Raw genomic sequence first — 15,214 nt, forward strand, 5'->3', positions numbered from 1 at the left:
CCAAGCACTGAGGGAGTAGCCGGGTGGCCGAACGTACTGTTGCCGTGCTCGCCGGCGGTCTGTCGCACGAGCGGGACGTCTCGCTGCGATCGGGCCGCAGGCTGTCCGTCGCCCTGAGGGAGCAGGGCCTGACGGTGCACGAGTGGGACACCGACGCCAGCCTGCTGGCCCGCCTGCGGGACGAGCGCCCCGACTCCGCCGTCGTCGCGCTGCACGGGGGAGAGGGCGAGAACGGCTCCGTGCAGACGGTGCTGGAGATGCTCGGCATCCCGTACGTCGGCACCAGCTCGCAGGGCTGCCGCCGCGCCTGGGACAAGCCCATCGCCAAGGCCCTCGTGGCCAAGGCCGACTTCGCCACTCCGAAGTGGACCGTCCTGCCGCACAGCACGTTCCGCGAGCTGGGCGCGCAGGCCGTGCTGGACGCGATGGTCGACAGCCTCGGCCTGCCGCTCATCCTCAAACCGGACCAGGGTGGTTCGGCGCTCGGCACGCAGGTCGTCCGGGACGCCGCGGAACTGCCCGCCGCGATGGTCGGCTGCTTCGCCTACGGCGACACGGTGCTGGCCGAGCGGTTCATCGACGGCGTCGAGGTTGCCGTGACGGTCGTCGAGGGCGACGAGGGTCCGCGGGCGTTGCCTGCCGTCGAGATCGTTCCCGAGAGCGGGGTGTACGACTACACCGCCCGCTACACGGCCGGGCTCACCGACTTCTTCTCCCCGGCTCGGCTGTCGGATCAGGCCGCCAAGGCCGTCGGCGAGCTGGCCGTCGGAGCGCACCGCCTGCTGGGGCTGCGCGACATCTCCCGCACCGACGCGATCGTCGCGGCCGACGGCACGGTGTACTTCCTGGAGGTGAACTCCTCGCCAGGACTGACCGAGACCTCCACCGTCCCGATGGCGATGGAGGCCGCGGGCACCTCGCTCGGCGCGGTGTTCGCCGATCTGGTCTCGCGCGCCGTGCGGCGCGCGAGCTGACACCCTCGAATCGGAATCATCACCGTGACGAAATACCCCGGTGTCATTCCTCGTTGATCTGACGTGCCCGATTTGCCTGTTTCGGGTCCATGAGCGAGACGATCCGCTCGAGATCGTCCACCGAGCCGAACTCGACGACGATGCGCCCCTTGCGGCGGCCGAGGTCCACCTTGACCCGCGTGTCGAAGGTGTCGGAGAGCCGCTCGGCGAGGTCCTGTAGTCCTGGCGCCTGCATCGGCTTGCGCGCGGGCGTCTTCTGCTTCGGCTTGGCGTCGCTCTTGGAGAGGGTGACCGCCTCCTCGGTCGCGCGCACCGACAGCCCTTCCGCCACGATGCGGGCGGCCAGCTCCTCCTGGCTCTCCGCGTCCTCCAGCGAGAGCAGCGCCCGCGCGTGCCCCGCCGACAGGACGCCCGCGGCAACGCGGCGCTGCACCGGGAGGGGCAGCCGCAGCAGCCGGATCGTGTTGGTGATGACGGGCCTGCTGCGACCGATCCGCGACGCCAGTTCCTCGTGTGTCACCTCGAACTCGTCGAGCAGCTGCTGGTAGGCCGCCGCTTCCTCCAGCGGGTTCAGCTGCACGCGGTGGATGTTCTCCAGCAGCGCGTCGCGGAGCATGGCCTCGTCGGCCGTCTGGCGCACGATCGCGGGGATCAGTTCCAGACCGGCCTGCTGTGCGGCGCGCAGCCGGCGCTCACCCATGACGAGCTCGAACTGGTCCTCCGGCAGCTGCCGGACGACGATGGGCTGCATCAGCCCGAACTCACGGATGGAATGCTCCAGCTCGGCCAGCGCCTCCTCGTCGAAGACCTGGCGCGGCTGCTTCGGGTTGGCCTTGATGGCCTCCACCGGCACCTCGCGGTAGACGGCGCCGGCGACCTCCCCGCCGTGCGGCTTCACCGAGCCGTTGGCGGCGAACCAGCCGGAGTCGCCGTTGTCGCCGTTGGCAGGCGGATGCTCCACCTCGGCAGTGACGGTGCCCTCCGAACTCACCGGCCCGGTGGGGATCAGTGCCGCCAGGCCACGGCCGAGACCGCCTCTGCGCTCGCTCATCGTTGCTCCCTACTCACTCCCCGCTCGGCGACTTCCCGTGCGGCATCCAGGTAACTCATCGCACCCCGGGACCCGGGGTCGTAAGCCAGAACGGTCTGCCCGTAGCCGGGCGCCTCGGAGACCTTCACGCTGCGCGGAATGATCGTCTTGAGGACGACGTCACCGAAGTGGTTCCGCACCTCCTGCGTCACCTGGTCGGCGAGCTTGGTCCTGCCGTCGTACATGGTGAGCAGGATGGTGGACACCACCAGAGCGGGGTTCAGGTGCTTCTGCACCAGCTCGATGTTGCTGAGCAGCTGGCCGAGCCCCTCCAGCGCGTAGTACTCGCACTGGATCGGGATCAGCACCTCGTGCGCGGCGACGAGCGCGTTCACCGTGAGCAGACCCAGTGAGGGTGGGCAGTCGATGAAGACGTAGTCGACGTCGAGCTGGTCCAGCGCCTCCCGGGACAGTGCCTCCTTGAGCCGCGACTCGCGCGACGCCATCGAGACGAGCTCGATCTCCGCGCCGGCGAGGTCGATCGTGGCCGGGACGCACAGCAGGTTGGGGGTCTGGGAGCTGGCCTGCGTCGCGTCGACGAGCGACACCTCACCGATCAGCATCTCGTAGACCGACGGTGTGCCGGAGCGGTGGTCCACGTCGATCGCCGTACTTGCGTTGCCCTGCGGGTCGAGGTCGATCACGAGAGTCTTCACGCCGTGCAGGGCGAGGCCCGCCGCCAGGTTGACGGCGCTCGTGGTCTTGCCGACGCCACCCTTCTGGTTCGCGACCGTCAGCACTCGCCGCCGCGTCGGCCGCGGCATGAAGTTCTCGTCGGGGTGCAGCACCCTGGCCGCGCGCTCCGCCTCCTCGGCGATGGGCGTCCATCCGCCGCTGTGCTCCGTGCTCGTCTCGCGAGGTGGGTTCACCGGACGCCATCCCTTCCTGCGGCCACGTGGTCGTCACCGCTTCGTTTCACGTGGAACATTCGCTCAGTACCGGTCGTCATTCGCTCGGCCAATCCTTTCATCTCGCACGTGAGCCCGGCCGCCACCGCGACGACGGTCCCGCTTTCCCCGGCTCCTCGCGCTCGATCACGACCACGGTGGTCGGCGTCTCCAGCAGGTCCTCGCCGCACGTCGTCAGCGTCGGCTCGCCGCCGCCCGCCTTCCGTATCGCCCCACGGTCCCGTTCGATCTCGTCGGCCGCGCTGGCGCCCTTCAACGCGACGAGACGGCCGCCGGGACGGACGAGCGGAAGACACCAGGCCGCCAGGCGCGCCAGAGGAGCCACCGCCCGCGCTATCACCACATCCGCGAGACCGAGCCGCGCACGGACGCGCTTCTCTTCCGCTCGCCCACGTTCGATGTCCACCGCGAGTGCCAGCGTCTCGGCGACCTCGGTCAGCCAGTCGACGCGGCGAGCCATCGGCTCCAGCAGAACCATAGCGAGGTCCGGCCGGCTGAGGGCCAGCGGGACGCCTGGCAACCCCGCGCCCGACCCGACGTCGATCACCCGGGCATCGCGGGGGACCTCCTCGCCGATCACCGCGGAGTTCAGCACGTGCCGGTCCCAGAGCCGGTCCACCTCGCGGGGGCCGATCAACCCGCGCTCGACACCGTGCCGCCGCAGCAGCTCGACGTACCGCTCCGCCTGCCGAACCCGATCGCCGAACACGGCGACGGCCGCTGCCGGGGTGGTGGACTCCAGTCCCTCCAGGCCCACTGAACCACTCCTCAAGGGGTACGCGTTTCACGTGAAACGAGCTCGCCTCGATTGTCCCCGATGGCCGCCCGGGAACGACGCGACAGTCCGCAGTTGTGGAGAAGTCCACTGCGTGAATTCCGAGCGCCCGCCGTTTCACGTGAAACCAGGACACAAAAACGGCCCGCCGGATGACCGGCGGGCCGTCTCCTGTCGATCCGCTACGCGGGGAGCACGACGACGCGGCGCTTGGGCTCCTCGCCCTCGCTCTCGCTCGTGACTCCTTCGACGGTCGCGACCGCGTCGTGCACGACCTTCCGCTCGAACGGGCTCATCGGCTGCAGCCGGACTCGCTCGCCCGACGACGCCACCGACTCGGCTGTCGAGCGGCCGAGCTCACGCAGCTCCTCGCGGCGCTTCGCCCGCCAGCCCGCGATGTCGAGCATCAGACGGCTCCGGGAGCCGGTCTCCTGTTGCACGGCCAGGCGGGTTAGCTCCTGCAGCGCCTCCAGGACGTTGCCGCGGGCCCCGACGAGCTTGTCCAGGTCCTCCCCGCCGTCGATGCTGACGATCGCCCGGCCCGCCTCGACGTCCAGGTCGATGTCGCCGTCGTAGTCGAGAATGTCGAGCAGGCGCTCCAGGTAGTCGCCCGCGATGTCACCTTCCTGCACGAGCAGATCGTCGTCGTCCGCCGGAGCGTCCTCGATCGCCTCGTCGTTCGCCGTCTCGTCGGCGGCCGTCGCCACGACAGCGTCGTCGTCCTGTTCGGTGCCGACCACCTCGGCTGTTTCCGACATGTCTTTCTCCTCTCCAGCCTGGTGGCGTCAGCGCCGCTTGCGTCCCTGTGTCTTCTTGCCCTGGGTCACCGGCTTCTGCTGGTTGCCGCCGTTCTTCGCCCAGGCACCTCCCCGGACGCTGCTGCCACCCTTCGGGGACTTGCCGTTCTTGGCCGCGGTGCCACTGCCCTTCGACTCCGTCTTGGCCTGGCCCTTCGGCGTGGCCTCGGAGGCGGCGGTGTCGCCGGCCTTCTGCTGCTGTGCCGGCTTCTGGCCGGCCTTGGGCTTCTGCCCCGGCTGGGGCTTCTGGCCGGGCTGCGGCTTCTGCCCCGGCTTCGGGCCGAGGTTGGAGCGCTTCTCCTTGGCCTCGGCCTTCTTCGCCTCTTCTTCCTTGTCGATCTTGGTGTAGACCAGCCGCTGCTGCATCAGGGTCCAGCCGTTGTTGGCGAGCCAGTAGATGAGCAGACCGATCGGGAAGAAGGCACCGAAGATCAGCACACCGGCCGGGAAGATCCAGAGGGTCAGCTTGTTCATCATGGCCGTCTGCGGGGTCGCCGAGGCCGGGTTCTGCCGCGCGACCGAGTGCCGGGCGGTGAAGTGGGTCGCGACACTCGCGACGATCATCAGCGGGACGGCGACGACCGCGACGTTCCAGTGCCAGCCCGGCTCGGCCACCGCCGCGCCGCCGCCCAGCGCCGAGACGTGGTTGATGGCGTCACCGAGGTTGACGCCGAAGATCTTCGCGTTGACGTAGGAGTTGACCCCCGCCGCGTCGAAGAAGTAGTTGCTCTCCCGGCCCGGCGCGAACATCCGCAGCACGTGGTTCAGACCGATGAAGACCGGGATCTGCAGCAGGAGCGGCAGGCAGCTGCCCAGCGGGTTCACCCCGTGCTCGCGCTGGAGCTTCTGCATCTCCTGCGCCTGGCGCTGCCGGTCGTTCGCGTACTTCTTCTGGACCTTCTTCAGCTCCGGCGCGAAGTCCTGCATCTTCTTCATCGACCGGACCTGGTTCACGAACGGCTTGAACATGATGCCGCGGACCGTGAACGTCAGGAACACGATGCCGAGGATCCAGGCGATCGCGTTGTCGTCGCCGAAGACGAACCCGAAGACCTTGTGCCAGCACCACAAGATGAACGACACAGGGTAGTAGATGAAGTCGAGCACTGAGCTACTCCTCGGTAGACATACCAGGGCTTTGGTGCCGGAAGCTGAACCTCTCCGGCACGGGGTCACGCCCCGGCGGGGTCCACGGACCGCACCGCAGCAGGCGTCGCAGGGCGAGGTAGGTACCGCGAGCGGCTCCGTGCCGCGTCAGCGCCTCCGCCGCGTACGCGCTACAGCTCGGGTAGAACCGGCACATCGGGGGAAGATAGGGGGAGATGCACTTCCGGTAGAACCGGACGGGAAGCAGCAGCACCCAGGCCACCGGCGTCGGGCGCGCCGGACTGCTCGGCTCCTGGGTTTCGGCCGTGTCGGTGCCGGCCACACACTCGTTACTCACACTGCTGTTCCATTGGTCGTGGCGGAGTAGGGCGCGAGGCTCAACCGCCGCAACGCCGCGTCGAGATCGGCGCCGAGTTCCGCACTGCTCGCGGTGGCCGCGGGCGGCAGTGCCCGCACAACCAACGCGCTGCCGTCCGGCAAGGTTCCGAGCCGGTCGGCGACAAGGTGGCGCAGCCGCCTGACCACCCGGTGCCGGACCACCGAGTTGCCGACGGCCTTGCTCACGACGAAGCCTGCCCTCGTCTGCCCGCCCGATCCGGCGAGCGCGTGCAGCACAAGGCGGCGGCGCCCGGCTCGGGCGCCGCCGCGCATGACCGCACGGAACTCCTCACTCCGCCGCAGGCGAGCGTCGACGGGAAGCACGCCACGCCTCGCAGCCGCGGAGTCAGGCGGACAGCCGCTGGCGGCCCTTGCGACGACGGTCCGCCAGAATGGCGCGGCCTGCGCGAGTGCGCATCCGCAGCCGGAACCCATGGGTCCGCGCGCGTCGGCGGTTGTTCGGCTGGAAGGTGCGCTTGCCCTTGCTCACGACTCAGTTCTCCCGGTCTCAACGTCAGGTCGTACTGTCTGCTGCCAACGTCGGCGGCCCCACCTCGCCGAAGCGTCGAACGTGGGCAGGCAGAACGGGCCCGCTGGCAGCGGCAGACCTTATGAGGGTACGCACCCGTCCTGGTGACACCGAAACCGGCCCCTCGAGTAGCGCTGTGCGACCACCTGCACTAATGATCAACAGCACGCACGATGGCCGAATGGCAACACGCCGTAGACCATGCGATCCTTGCCCGGAGGGACATCTTGTGGCATCAAGCGGGGCTTGTTAGCGTGGCTCCTTCTCGGCTCGACGAACGAGGGGTGCTCTGACGCCGCCGGAAGGTGGGAGACTCCGGCTGGCGTACCTTGATCCCGCGGGGTGGAGTGCCCCCGGATCGCCGTACATTGATGCACAGTTGTGGACAACTATGTGGATGCCTGCTGCGCAGGTGCCACGTGGACCTGCTATGACGCTCCGCGGGACCGTCAGACAGGGTGAGGTCGAGGGGAGGGGAGCGGAGCAGGGTGTCTGAGCACCAGCTGAATCTGGCTGTGGTGTGGGAGCAAGTCGTCAGGGAACTTGCCGACGGCACGCTGTCCCCCCAGCAGCGAGCGTGGATGCGGGTGACGCGTCCCATCGGGCTGCTCGACGGCACCGCGCTGCTCGCGGCGCCGAGCGACTTCGCCAAGGAGGCCATCGAGCGCGCGCTGCGGGAACCCATCACCACCGCCCTGTCGCGCAGGCTCGGCCGCGACGTCTCGCTGGCGGTCAAGGTCGACACCGCCGACAGCGCTCCCGCCCCGAGCGCACCCGGTCGGTACGCCTCCTCACCCGGACGGGTCGACAGCGGCAACGGAGCGCGCCCCGAGCCGCCCCCGCTGCCACCTGCCGACGACACCGTCACGGCGGTCCGGCACCCGCGCGCCGACACCCCGGATCCGCCACCGCTGCCGAGGCAGGCCCAGGAACAGAGCGGCACCGCCGATCCGGACGGCGACGAGGAGGTCGACGAGGAAGGCGAGGCGCTCGCCGCCGTCCACGAGATCTGGCCGACCTTCTCCGGGCAGCCGATCGCGGGCCAGCCGTACACAGCGCCAGCCCAGCCGCAGACCTCGAAGACCCGGCTCAACGAGAAGTACACCTTCGACACCTTCGTCATCGGCGCGTCCAACCGCTTCGCCCACGCCGCCGCCGTCGCCGTGGCCGAGGCCCCGTCGCGCGCGTACAACCCGTTGTTCATCTGGGGCGAGTCCGGGCTGGGCAAGACGCACCTGCTGCACGCCGTCGGCCACTACGCACAACGGCTCTTCCCCGGCATGCGCGTGCGGTACGTGTCGACGGAGGAGTTCACCAACGACTTCATCAACTCGCTGCGCGACGACCGCAAGGTCGCCTTCCAGCGGCGCTACCGCGACATCGACATCCTGCTCGTCGACGACATCCAGTTCCTGGAGGGCAAGGAAGGAACCCAGGAGGAGTTCTTCCACACCTTCAACACGCTGCACAACGCGAACAAGCAGATCGTCGTCTCCTCAGACCGGCCGCCGAAACGGCTGGAGACGCTGGAGGACCGGCTGCGCACGCGGTTCGAATGGGGCCTCATCACCGACATCCAGCCGCCCGAGCTGGAGACCCGCATCGCCATTCTGCGCAAGAAGGCGGCGCAGGACCGGCTCGCCGTGCCGGGCGAGGTGCTGGAGTTCATCGCCGCGCGCATCGAGGCCAACATCCGGGAACTCGAGGGCGCGCTCATCCGCGTCACCGCGTTCGCCTCGCTCAACCAGCAGCCGGTGGACGTCGGGCTCGCCGAGATCGTGTTGCGGGACCTGATTCCGGACTCGCAGGCGCCGGAGATCAGCGCGTCCACGATCATGGGCGTCACGGCGGAGTTCTTCGACGTGACCATGGAAGACCTGTGCGGCCCCGGCAAGACCAAGGCGCTGGCCACCGCGCGGCAGATCGCCATGTACCTCTGCCGCGAGCTCACCGACATGTCACTGCCGAGGATCGGGCAGACCTTCGGCGGCCGGGACCACACGACGGTGATGCACGCGGACAAGAAGATCCGCAAGGAAATGGCGGAACGGCGCCGGATCTACGACCAGGTGCAGGAGCTGACCTCGCGCATCAAGCAGCGCGCGCGTCAGTAGAACCCTCCGGCCAGTTCCCGCAACACCGCCAGTCCCGCCGCGATCGCGGGCGCCGTCTCGCTGCCCCTGCGGACACCCGTGACGATCCGCCGCGACGGCCGCGGGTGGCCCTGCAACGGCAGGCGCACCACGCGATGTCGTTCGGGAATCGGCACCAGTCTCGGCAGCAGGCACACGCCGGCGCCTTCGGCGACGAGCGCCGAGACGGCGAACCATTCCTTGGCGTGGTGGGCGATCCGCGGCGTGAAGCCGGCCGCCGTGCATGCGGCGACGAGCAACGGGTAGGTGTCGTTGTTGTGCGGCTTGACGATCCACGGCTCGGCCGCGGCGTCGGCGAGCCGGGGACCGTCGGGGGCGGCGGTCAGCGGATGTCCTTCCGGCACAAGGAGATCCTGCGGGTCGTCGAGCAGCGGCTCGCGGGTGAAGCGCGGATCACCTTCGGCCGGTGAGTCCATGGTCGGCAGCACCACCGCGATGTCGGCGTCCTCGGAGAGCAGCAGTTCGCAACAGTCGCGGCTCTCCTCCTCTCTCACGTGCACGGCGAGTTCCGGATACAAGCGCCGCAGCACAGGCAGCGAGGGCGCCACGAGTGAGGCGAGCACCGACGACACCCCGCACACGCGCAGCTCGCCGGAGACCGTGCCGCCGTGGGCGGCGAGTTCGGCCCGCGCGCGTTCCCAGTGCGCGTACAGCTCTTCGGTGTGCCGCAGCAGAATCTGCGCCTCCGCGGTGAGCCGCACCCGCCGTCCCTCTCGGCGCAGCAGCTCCACGCCGAGGTCACGGCCGAGCTGCCGCAGCTGTTGCGAGACCGCCGACGGCGTCAGGTACAGCGCGTCCGCTGTCGCGGTGATGGTGCCCTCGTCGGCGAGCACCCGCAGTACGCGCAGCCGCCGCAGGTCAATCATGTAGCCGACACTAAAGGAATTCGTGCGCATTCTTGAGCTGGACGCGACGATCCGCCCGCTCCGAGACTGCCGGTATGGTCCGCACCGCACCGGTTCTGGTGCTCGGCAGTGTCGTCAGCGTTCAGCTGGGGCAGGCGCTCGGCAAGGGCCTCTTCTCGGCACTGAGTCCGTCCGGTGTTGTCGCGCTGCGACTGGGCATCGCCGCCGCGGCGCTCGTGGCGCTGCACCGGCCGCGCCTGCCGTGCACACCGCGCGGCGCCCTGCCCGCGCTCGGCTTCGGAACCGCCATCGCGGGCATGAACCTCATCTATCCCGCGCTGGCGCGGCTTCCGCTCGGCACGGCGGTGTCGGTGCAACTGCTCGGTCCCATCGCGCTCGCCCTGCTGTGCTCCCGCCGCCTCGCCGACGCGGCCTTCGCGGCACTCGCCGCGTGCGGGGTCTGGCTGTTCCACGGTCCCGGCGGCGCGCCGCCCTTCGACGGGCTGCTGTTCGCGCTCGCGTCCGGCACCGCGATGGCGGCCTACCTTCTGCTGAGCCGCAACGCCGGGCGCGCCGAGGCGCCCGCGGCAACGCTCACGCTCGCCGTCTGCTGGGCGGCGCTGCTGTGGCTCCCCGCCGGGATCGCCGTCGACGGCGCGACGCTGTACCGGCCCGCCGTACTGCTCACCGGAGCGACCGTGGCGGTGCTGTCGGCGGTGATTCCGTACTCGCTCGACCTCGCCGCGTTACGCCGTCTGCCGCCACGAACGGTGGGAATACTGGAAAGTCTCGAGCCCGCGGTGGCCGGAATCGCCGGTGTCGTGGTGCTCGCGGAGGTGCTCTCGGCCCCGCAGTGGGCGGCGATCGGGTGCGTCTGCGCGGCGGGCGCGGGTGCCGTGGCGACCGAGCAGGGGGCCAGAAACCGTTCTGTCACCTAGGTTTTCGTCACTCATCAGGGCGATCCGGGTCACGTTTTGCCGGTGGGAATCCTGGGCACAGCCTGACCCACAGCTGGGGACAATCCTGTGGAAGCCTGGGGATGGCTGTGGATCCGCTGCGGACAACCGAAATCCGTCCACCGGCCGCCCGAACGGTCCACCGATCCGCCACCATGGCTGTCCACACCGCGCCGCGCGTACGGACCTGCGACGACGCCGCCTGTCCACACAACCCACAGCCCTTACTACTACGGCTGAACAAAATCTTCTTCGAAGAAGAACAAACCAAAAACAGGCGAGCGGCGAAGCTGGGGACATCCGCTCGCTCGCTTCGCCGGGCCGAGATGACGCGGCAGGCCCTCACGCTCTAACGTGGAAACCCACACCCGGTCCGCTCGGCACCGGTGCCGCCGTCTGCGACGCACCGCGCTCGGGCGAACCCACACAGCCACGACCCCGCCTCCTTCCCTGCTCACGGGTGGGTGGCGGGGCGGTTTGTCGATCTTTCGAGCCGAACCGGCTCGGCTGTCGAAAGGATGCGCGCATGAAAATCCGCGTCGAGCGCGACGGGCTTGCCGACGCCGTCGCCTGGGTGGCCCGCAGCCTGCCCTCCAGGCCACCGGTCCCGGTTCTTGGCGGGGTGCTGCTCGACGCCGGGGCCGAAGGCGGCTCCGACGCGCTGACCGTCTCCGGGTTCGACTACGAGGTGTCCGCGACGGTCGGCGTGCCCGCGACGATCGCCGACGGCGGCCGCACGCTCGTCTCCGGCCGGTTGCTCGCCGACATCACCAAGGCGTTGCCCGCTCAGCCGGTCGAGATCGCCGTCGACGGCGCACGCGCATCCATCACCTGCGGCAACGCGCGGTTCAGCCTGCCCACCATGCCGGTGGAGGACTACCCGCAGCTGCCGGCGCAGCCCGAACTCGCCGGCGAGGTCACCGGCGAGGCGTTCGCCCAGGCCGTGTCGCAGGTCGCCGTCGCCGCGGGCAAGGACGACACGCTGCCGATGCTCACCGGCATGCGACTGGAGATCACCGGCAGCACCCTCACGCTCGTGGCGACCGACCGGTTCCGGCTCGCCATGCGCGAGTTCAGCTGGCAGCCTGCCGAGGGGCTCGGCGACGCGGCCGTGCTGGCGCCCGCGCGGACACTGGCCGACGCCGCCAAGTCGCTCGGCGCAGGCGGCGGCACCGTGCGCGTGGGCCTGGCCAGCGGCGACGGCCTGCTCGGCCTCGCCGGTTCCGGCCGCTACACCACCACGCGGCTGCTCGACGCGGAGTTCCCTCCCTACCGTCAGCTGCTGCCGTCGGACCACACCTCCCGCGCGGTGCTCCAGGTGTCGGCGCTGGCCGAGGCGATCAAGCGGGTGTCGCTGGTCGCCGAGCGCGGCACGCAGGTGCGGCTGGAGTTCGCCGACGGCTCGCTGCGCCTGTCCGCGGGCGGTGACGACGAGGGCAGCGCCGAGGAGGAGCTGCCGGTGGACTACCAGGGCGAGCCGGTGACCATCGCCTTCAACCCGGGCTACCTCGTCGACGGTCTCGGCGCGCTGCACGCCGACCGGGCCGAGCTGACCTTCACGACTCCGAACCGCCCGGCCCTCATCAAGCCCGCCGACGACAACGGCGACGTCGTGCCCGGGTACCTCTACCTGCTGATGCCGGTCCGGCTTCCCGGCTGAGCCTCGCGGGTAACCCACCACCGACAAAGGCACGTATCGCGAAGGGGACGTTTTCCATGGTTCAGCTCGGACTGGTCGGCCTGGGCAAGATGGGCTTCAACATGCGAGAGCGGCTGCGGGCCGCGGGCCACGAGGTGGTCGGCTACGACCGCAACCCGGAGGTCACCGACACCGCCTCGCTGGCCGAGCTCGTGTCCGCGCTCGACGCCCCGCGCATCGTGTGGGTGATGGTGCCGGCAGGCGACGCGACCCGGGAGACCGTGCTGGAGCTCCGGGAGCTGCTCGACCCGGGCGACCTGCTCATCGACGGTGGGAACTCGCGTTTCAGCGACGACAAGAAGAACGCCGCGCTGCTCGCCGAGAAGAACATCGGCTACCTCGACGTCGGGGTGTCCGGCGGCGTGTGGGGCAAGGAGAACGGCTACGGCCTCATGGCCGGTGGCGCCAAGGAGGACGTCGCGCGCGCCATGCCGATCTTCGACGCGCTGCGCCCGGAGGGTCCGCGCGAGGAGGGCTTCGCGCACGCGGGCTCCGTCGGCGCGGGTCACTACGCGAAGATGGTGCACAACGGCATCGAGTACGGGCTGATGCAGGCCTACGCCGAGGGCTTCGAGCTGCTGGAGGCGGCCAAGGTCGTCGAGGACGTGCCCGCCGTCATCAAGGCGTGGCAGCGGGGCACCGTCGTCCGGTCGTGGCTGCTCGACCTGCTGGTCCGCGCGCTCGACGAGGACCCGGAGCTCGACGACCTCGAAGGCTACGTGGAGGACTCCGGCGAGGGCCGCTGGACGCTGGAGGAGGCCATCAACAACGCGGTGCCCGCGCCGGTGATCTCGGCGGCGCTGTTCGCGCGGTTCGCCTCCCGGCAGCAGGACTCCGCGGCGATGCGCGCCGTGGCGGCGCTGCGCAACCAGTTCGGCGGGCACGCGGTCAAGAAGGTCGGCGAGTAGGCCCGGGTGCCGCGTGTACCTCCGTCACCTCCAGGTGACCGACTTCCGTTCGTGGGAGCACGTCGACCTGCCGCTGGAACCCGGCCCGACCGTGCTGGTCGGGCCCAACGGGCGGGGCAAGACCAATCTGCTCGAGGCCGTCGGGTACGTGGCCACGCTCAGCTCACATCGGGTGGCCACCGACGCGCCGCTGATCCGGCAGGGTTGTGAGCGCGCTCTCGTGCGCCTCGCCGTCGTCAACGAGGGCCGCGAGCTGACGGTCGAGCTGGAGATCGCCCCGGGCAGGGCCAACCGCGCCCGCGTCAACCGGGGAGCGGTCGGCAGGCCGAGGGACGTGCTGGGCATCCTGCGCACGGTGCTGTTCGCACCCGAGGACCTGGCGCTCGTCCGCGGTGACCCCGGCGAGCGGAGGCGGTTCCTCGACGACCTGCTCGTGCAGCGCGCACCGCGCTACGCCGGGGTGCGCTCGGACTACGAGAAGGTGCTGCGCCAGCGCAACGCGCTGCTCAAGACCGCGGGCAAGCGGCGCGGCGACGACCCGTACGCCGCGTCGACGCTGGAGGTGTGGGACAACCATCTGGCGACCTCGGGTGCGCAGCTGCTCGCGGCACGGCTGAACCTGGTCGCCGACCTGGGCCCGCACACGTCGGCGGCCTATGCGGGCGTGGCGCCCGACTCGCGGCCCGCGACGATCGGCTACCGCTCGAGCCTCGGCGCGGCGCTTCCGGAGGGCTACGGCGTGCCGGGCGGGGAGCGGGCCGAGCCGGAGAAGCTCGCCGAGATCCTGCTCGACGCGCTCGGCGAGTCGCGGGCGGCCGAGCTGGAACGTGGGGTAAGCCTGGTCGGACCGCACCGCGACGAGCTGGAGCTCACGCTCGGTGAGACCCCGGCCAAGGGGTACGCGAGTCACGGCGAGTCGTGGTCGTTCGCGCTGGCGCTGCGGCTCGGGTCGTACGAGCTGTTGAGAGCGGAGTCCGGCGGGGAGCCGGTGCTGCTGCTGGACGACGTGTTCGCGGAGCTGGACCGGCGCAGGCGGGCCCGGCTCGCGGAGGTGGCGGCGAGCGCCGAGCAGGTGCTCGTGACGGCGGCTGTGGATGAAGACGTGCCCGCCGAGCTGGAGGGTGTGCGGTTCGCGGTGACCCACGGAGAGGTGAGACGTGCCTGATCACAGCGACGCGGCGTCGTCGCGGCGACGCCGCGTGACCGGCGCCACACCAGTTACCCACCGATCTGGGGATAAGTCTGTGGATAGTGTGGATAACACCAGGAACGCGTTATCGCCGCGCGTGACTAAAGGCCCGAATGAGGCGGTCAATACCCCTCAGGTAGGCGGTTCCCCCACGGATTCCCCCGATCGAGACACTGAGCGTAGCACCGCGGCTGGGCCGAACGAGGCAGGGGGCCACGACGCGCCGTCGGACGGCCGTCCACAGGGGCGCGACCTCGCGCACGCGGCACTCGCGGCGGCCAAGGAACGGGCGGCCGCGCGGGGCACCGCGCCGGGCTACCGCAAGCCGGTCTCGCAGGCCGGGTTCGGTTCCCGGCAGAGTCCGCGCAGGCGCCGCTGGTCAGGCCCCGGTGTCGACGAGCGCGACCCGCAGCCGCTGGGCAGGCTCGCCTCCCGGCTGGCCACCCAGCTCGGCTGGTCGGAGCGGCTGGCGAACGGCCAGGTGTTCGGCCAGTGGGTACGGCTCGTCGGTGAGGAGGTCGCCGAACACGCCCAGCCGGTCACTCTCAAGGATGGTGAGCTCACCGTCCGTGCCAGCTCCACCGCTTGGGCGACACAGTTGCGGTTGCTGCAACGCCAGTTGCTGGCGAAGATCGCGGCGGGGGTGGGACACGGTGTCGTCAAACGCATGCGTATCCAGGGCCCCACGGCGCCCAGCTGGCGCAAGGGTCCCCGGCACGTCTCGGGCCGCGGGCCTCGTGACACGTACGGGTAGATGTCCTGCGTGACGCGCGTCCGGACCCACCTGTATTCGAGTTCGGCGCTCTGTGACGAAATCAGGGGTGTCCTTGGTGCATTGGAGCGCGACTGGCCAAGTAAACTTGTCGAAGCAGGCCGGATTGGTGCCGGACGTGTATCAACTGGTGT

General features: G+C 70.1%; 16 protein-coding genes. 7 read left to right on the forward strand and 9 right to left on the reverse strand.

Going from position 1 to position 15,214, the window contains the following annotated elements; all coding sequences use genetic code 11:
• The first annotated feature begins 23 nt into the window (after positions 1-23).
• Positions 24-974: a D-alanine--D-alanine ligase family protein gene (locus BAY60_RS05465; RefSeq protein WP_112279692.1), complete on the forward strand. Its 951-nt coding sequence runs from the start codon at positions 24-26 to the stop codon at positions 972-974.
• 43 nt (positions 975-1,017) lie between these two features.
• On the opposite strand, the gene BAY60_RS05470 is transcribed toward BAY60_RS05465, so the two are convergent.
• From BAY60_RS05470 to rpmH, 8 genes are all read right to left on the reverse strand, one after another.
• A complete protein-coding gene (locus BAY60_RS05470; RefSeq protein ID WP_112279693.1) occupies positions 1,018-2,025 on the reverse strand; it encodes a ParB/RepB/Spo0J family partition protein in 1,008 nt (335 codons plus the stop codon).
• Positions 2,022-2,933 (reverse strand): ParA family protein, encoded by a 912-nt coding sequence (locus tag BAY60_RS05475; protein WP_112279694.1) that lies wholly within the window; start codon positions 2,931-2,933, stop codon positions 2,022-2,024. Before BAY60_RS05475 ends, BAY60_RS05470 begins: the two co-directional genes overlap by 4 nt.
• Before the next feature lie 97 nt (positions 2,934-3,030).
• Positions 3,031-3,729 (reverse strand): 16S rRNA (guanine(527)-N(7))-methyltransferase RsmG, encoded by a 699-nt coding sequence (gene rsmG, locus BAY60_RS05480; protein ID WP_112279695.1) that lies wholly within the window; start codon positions 3,727-3,729, stop codon positions 3,031-3,033.
• Positions 3,730-3,929: 200 nt separating this feature from the next.
• Positions 3,930-4,505: a Jag family protein gene (locus tag BAY60_RS05485; RefSeq protein ID WP_112279696.1), complete on the reverse strand. Its 576-nt coding sequence runs from the start codon at positions 4,503-4,505 to the stop codon at positions 3,930-3,932.
• A gap of 27 nt (positions 4,506-4,532) precedes the next feature.
• Entirely contained in the window at positions 4,533-5,651 is a 1,119-nt protein-coding gene (gene yidC / locus BAY60_RS05490) for a membrane protein insertase YidC (protein WP_112279697.1), read from the reverse strand.
• A 4-nt stretch (positions 5,652-5,655) separates the two neighbouring features.
• Positions 5,656-5,973, reverse strand: coding sequence for a membrane protein insertion efficiency factor YidD (gene yidD, locus BAY60_RS05495; RefSeq protein ID WP_112279698.1), 318 nt, complete (start codon positions 5,971-5,973; stop codon positions 5,656-5,658).
• A gap of 11 nt (positions 5,974-5,984) precedes the next feature.
• Entirely contained in the window at positions 5,985-6,353 is a 369-nt protein-coding gene (gene rnpA, locus BAY60_RS05500; protein WP_112279699.1) for a ribonuclease P protein component, read from the reverse strand.
• Between the two features lie 22 nt (positions 6,354-6,375).
• Positions 6,376-6,519 (reverse strand): 50S ribosomal protein L34, encoded by a 144-nt coding sequence (gene rpmH / locus BAY60_RS05505; RefSeq protein WP_112279700.1) that lies wholly within the window; start codon positions 6,517-6,519, stop codon positions 6,376-6,378.
• Between the two features lie 527 nt (positions 6,520-7,046).
• On the opposite strand from rpmH, the gene dnaA reads away from it, so the two are divergent.
• Complete coding sequence (gene dnaA, locus BAY60_RS05510; protein ID WP_112279701.1) at positions 7,047-8,672, forward strand: chromosomal replication initiator protein DnaA; 1,626 nt, start codon at positions 7,047-7,049, stop codon at positions 8,670-8,672.
• On the opposite strand, the gene BAY60_RS05515 is transcribed toward dnaA, so the two are convergent.
• Positions 8,666-9,577, reverse strand: coding sequence for a LysR family transcriptional regulator (locus BAY60_RS05515; RefSeq protein WP_112279702.1), 912 nt, complete (start codon positions 9,575-9,577; stop codon positions 8,666-8,668). The genes dnaA and BAY60_RS05515 overlap by 7 nt on opposite strands.
• 74 nt (positions 9,578-9,651) lie before the next feature.
• Here BAY60_RS05515 and BAY60_RS05520 point away from each other — a divergent pair, with 74 nt between their 5' ends.
• The 5 genes from BAY60_RS05520 (at position 9,652) to BAY60_RS05540 (ending at position 15,062) form a co-directional block, all read left to right on the forward strand.
• Positions 9,652-10,494, forward strand: a complete 843-nt coding sequence (locus tag BAY60_RS05520) for an EamA family transporter (protein ID WP_112279703.1) — start codon at positions 9,652-9,654, stop codon at positions 10,492-10,494.
• Between the two features lie 544 nt (positions 10,495-11,038).
• Positions 11,039-12,172 (forward strand): DNA polymerase III subunit beta, encoded by a 1,134-nt coding sequence (gene dnaN / locus BAY60_RS05525; protein ID WP_112279704.1) that lies wholly within the window; start codon positions 11,039-11,041, stop codon positions 12,170-12,172.
• Between the two features lie 56 nt (positions 12,173-12,228).
• Complete coding sequence (gene gnd, locus BAY60_RS05530) at positions 12,229-13,119, forward strand: phosphogluconate dehydrogenase (NAD(+)-dependent, decarboxylating) (RefSeq protein WP_112279705.1); 891 nt, start codon at positions 12,229-12,231, stop codon at positions 13,117-13,119.
• A gap of 13 nt (positions 13,120-13,132) precedes the next feature.
• The gene (recF, locus tag BAY60_RS05535) at positions 13,133-14,284 is read left to right on the forward strand and encodes a DNA replication/repair protein RecF (RefSeq protein WP_112279706.1); all 1,152 of its coding nucleotides are present in this window, start codon (positions 13,133-13,135) and stop codon (positions 14,282-14,284) included.
• Positions 14,285-14,405: 121 nt separating this feature from the next.
• Positions 14,406-15,062: a DciA family protein gene (locus BAY60_RS05540; protein WP_112279707.1), complete on the forward strand. Its 657-nt coding sequence runs from the start codon at positions 14,406-14,408 to the stop codon at positions 15,060-15,062.
• Positions 15,063-15,214: the final 152 nt, after the last annotated feature.

Source organism: Prauserella muralis (genome assembly GCF_003202285.1).
Classification (GTDB): Bacteria; Actinomycetota; Actinomycetes; order Mycobacteriales; family Pseudonocardiaceae; genus Prauserella_B; species Prauserella_B muralis.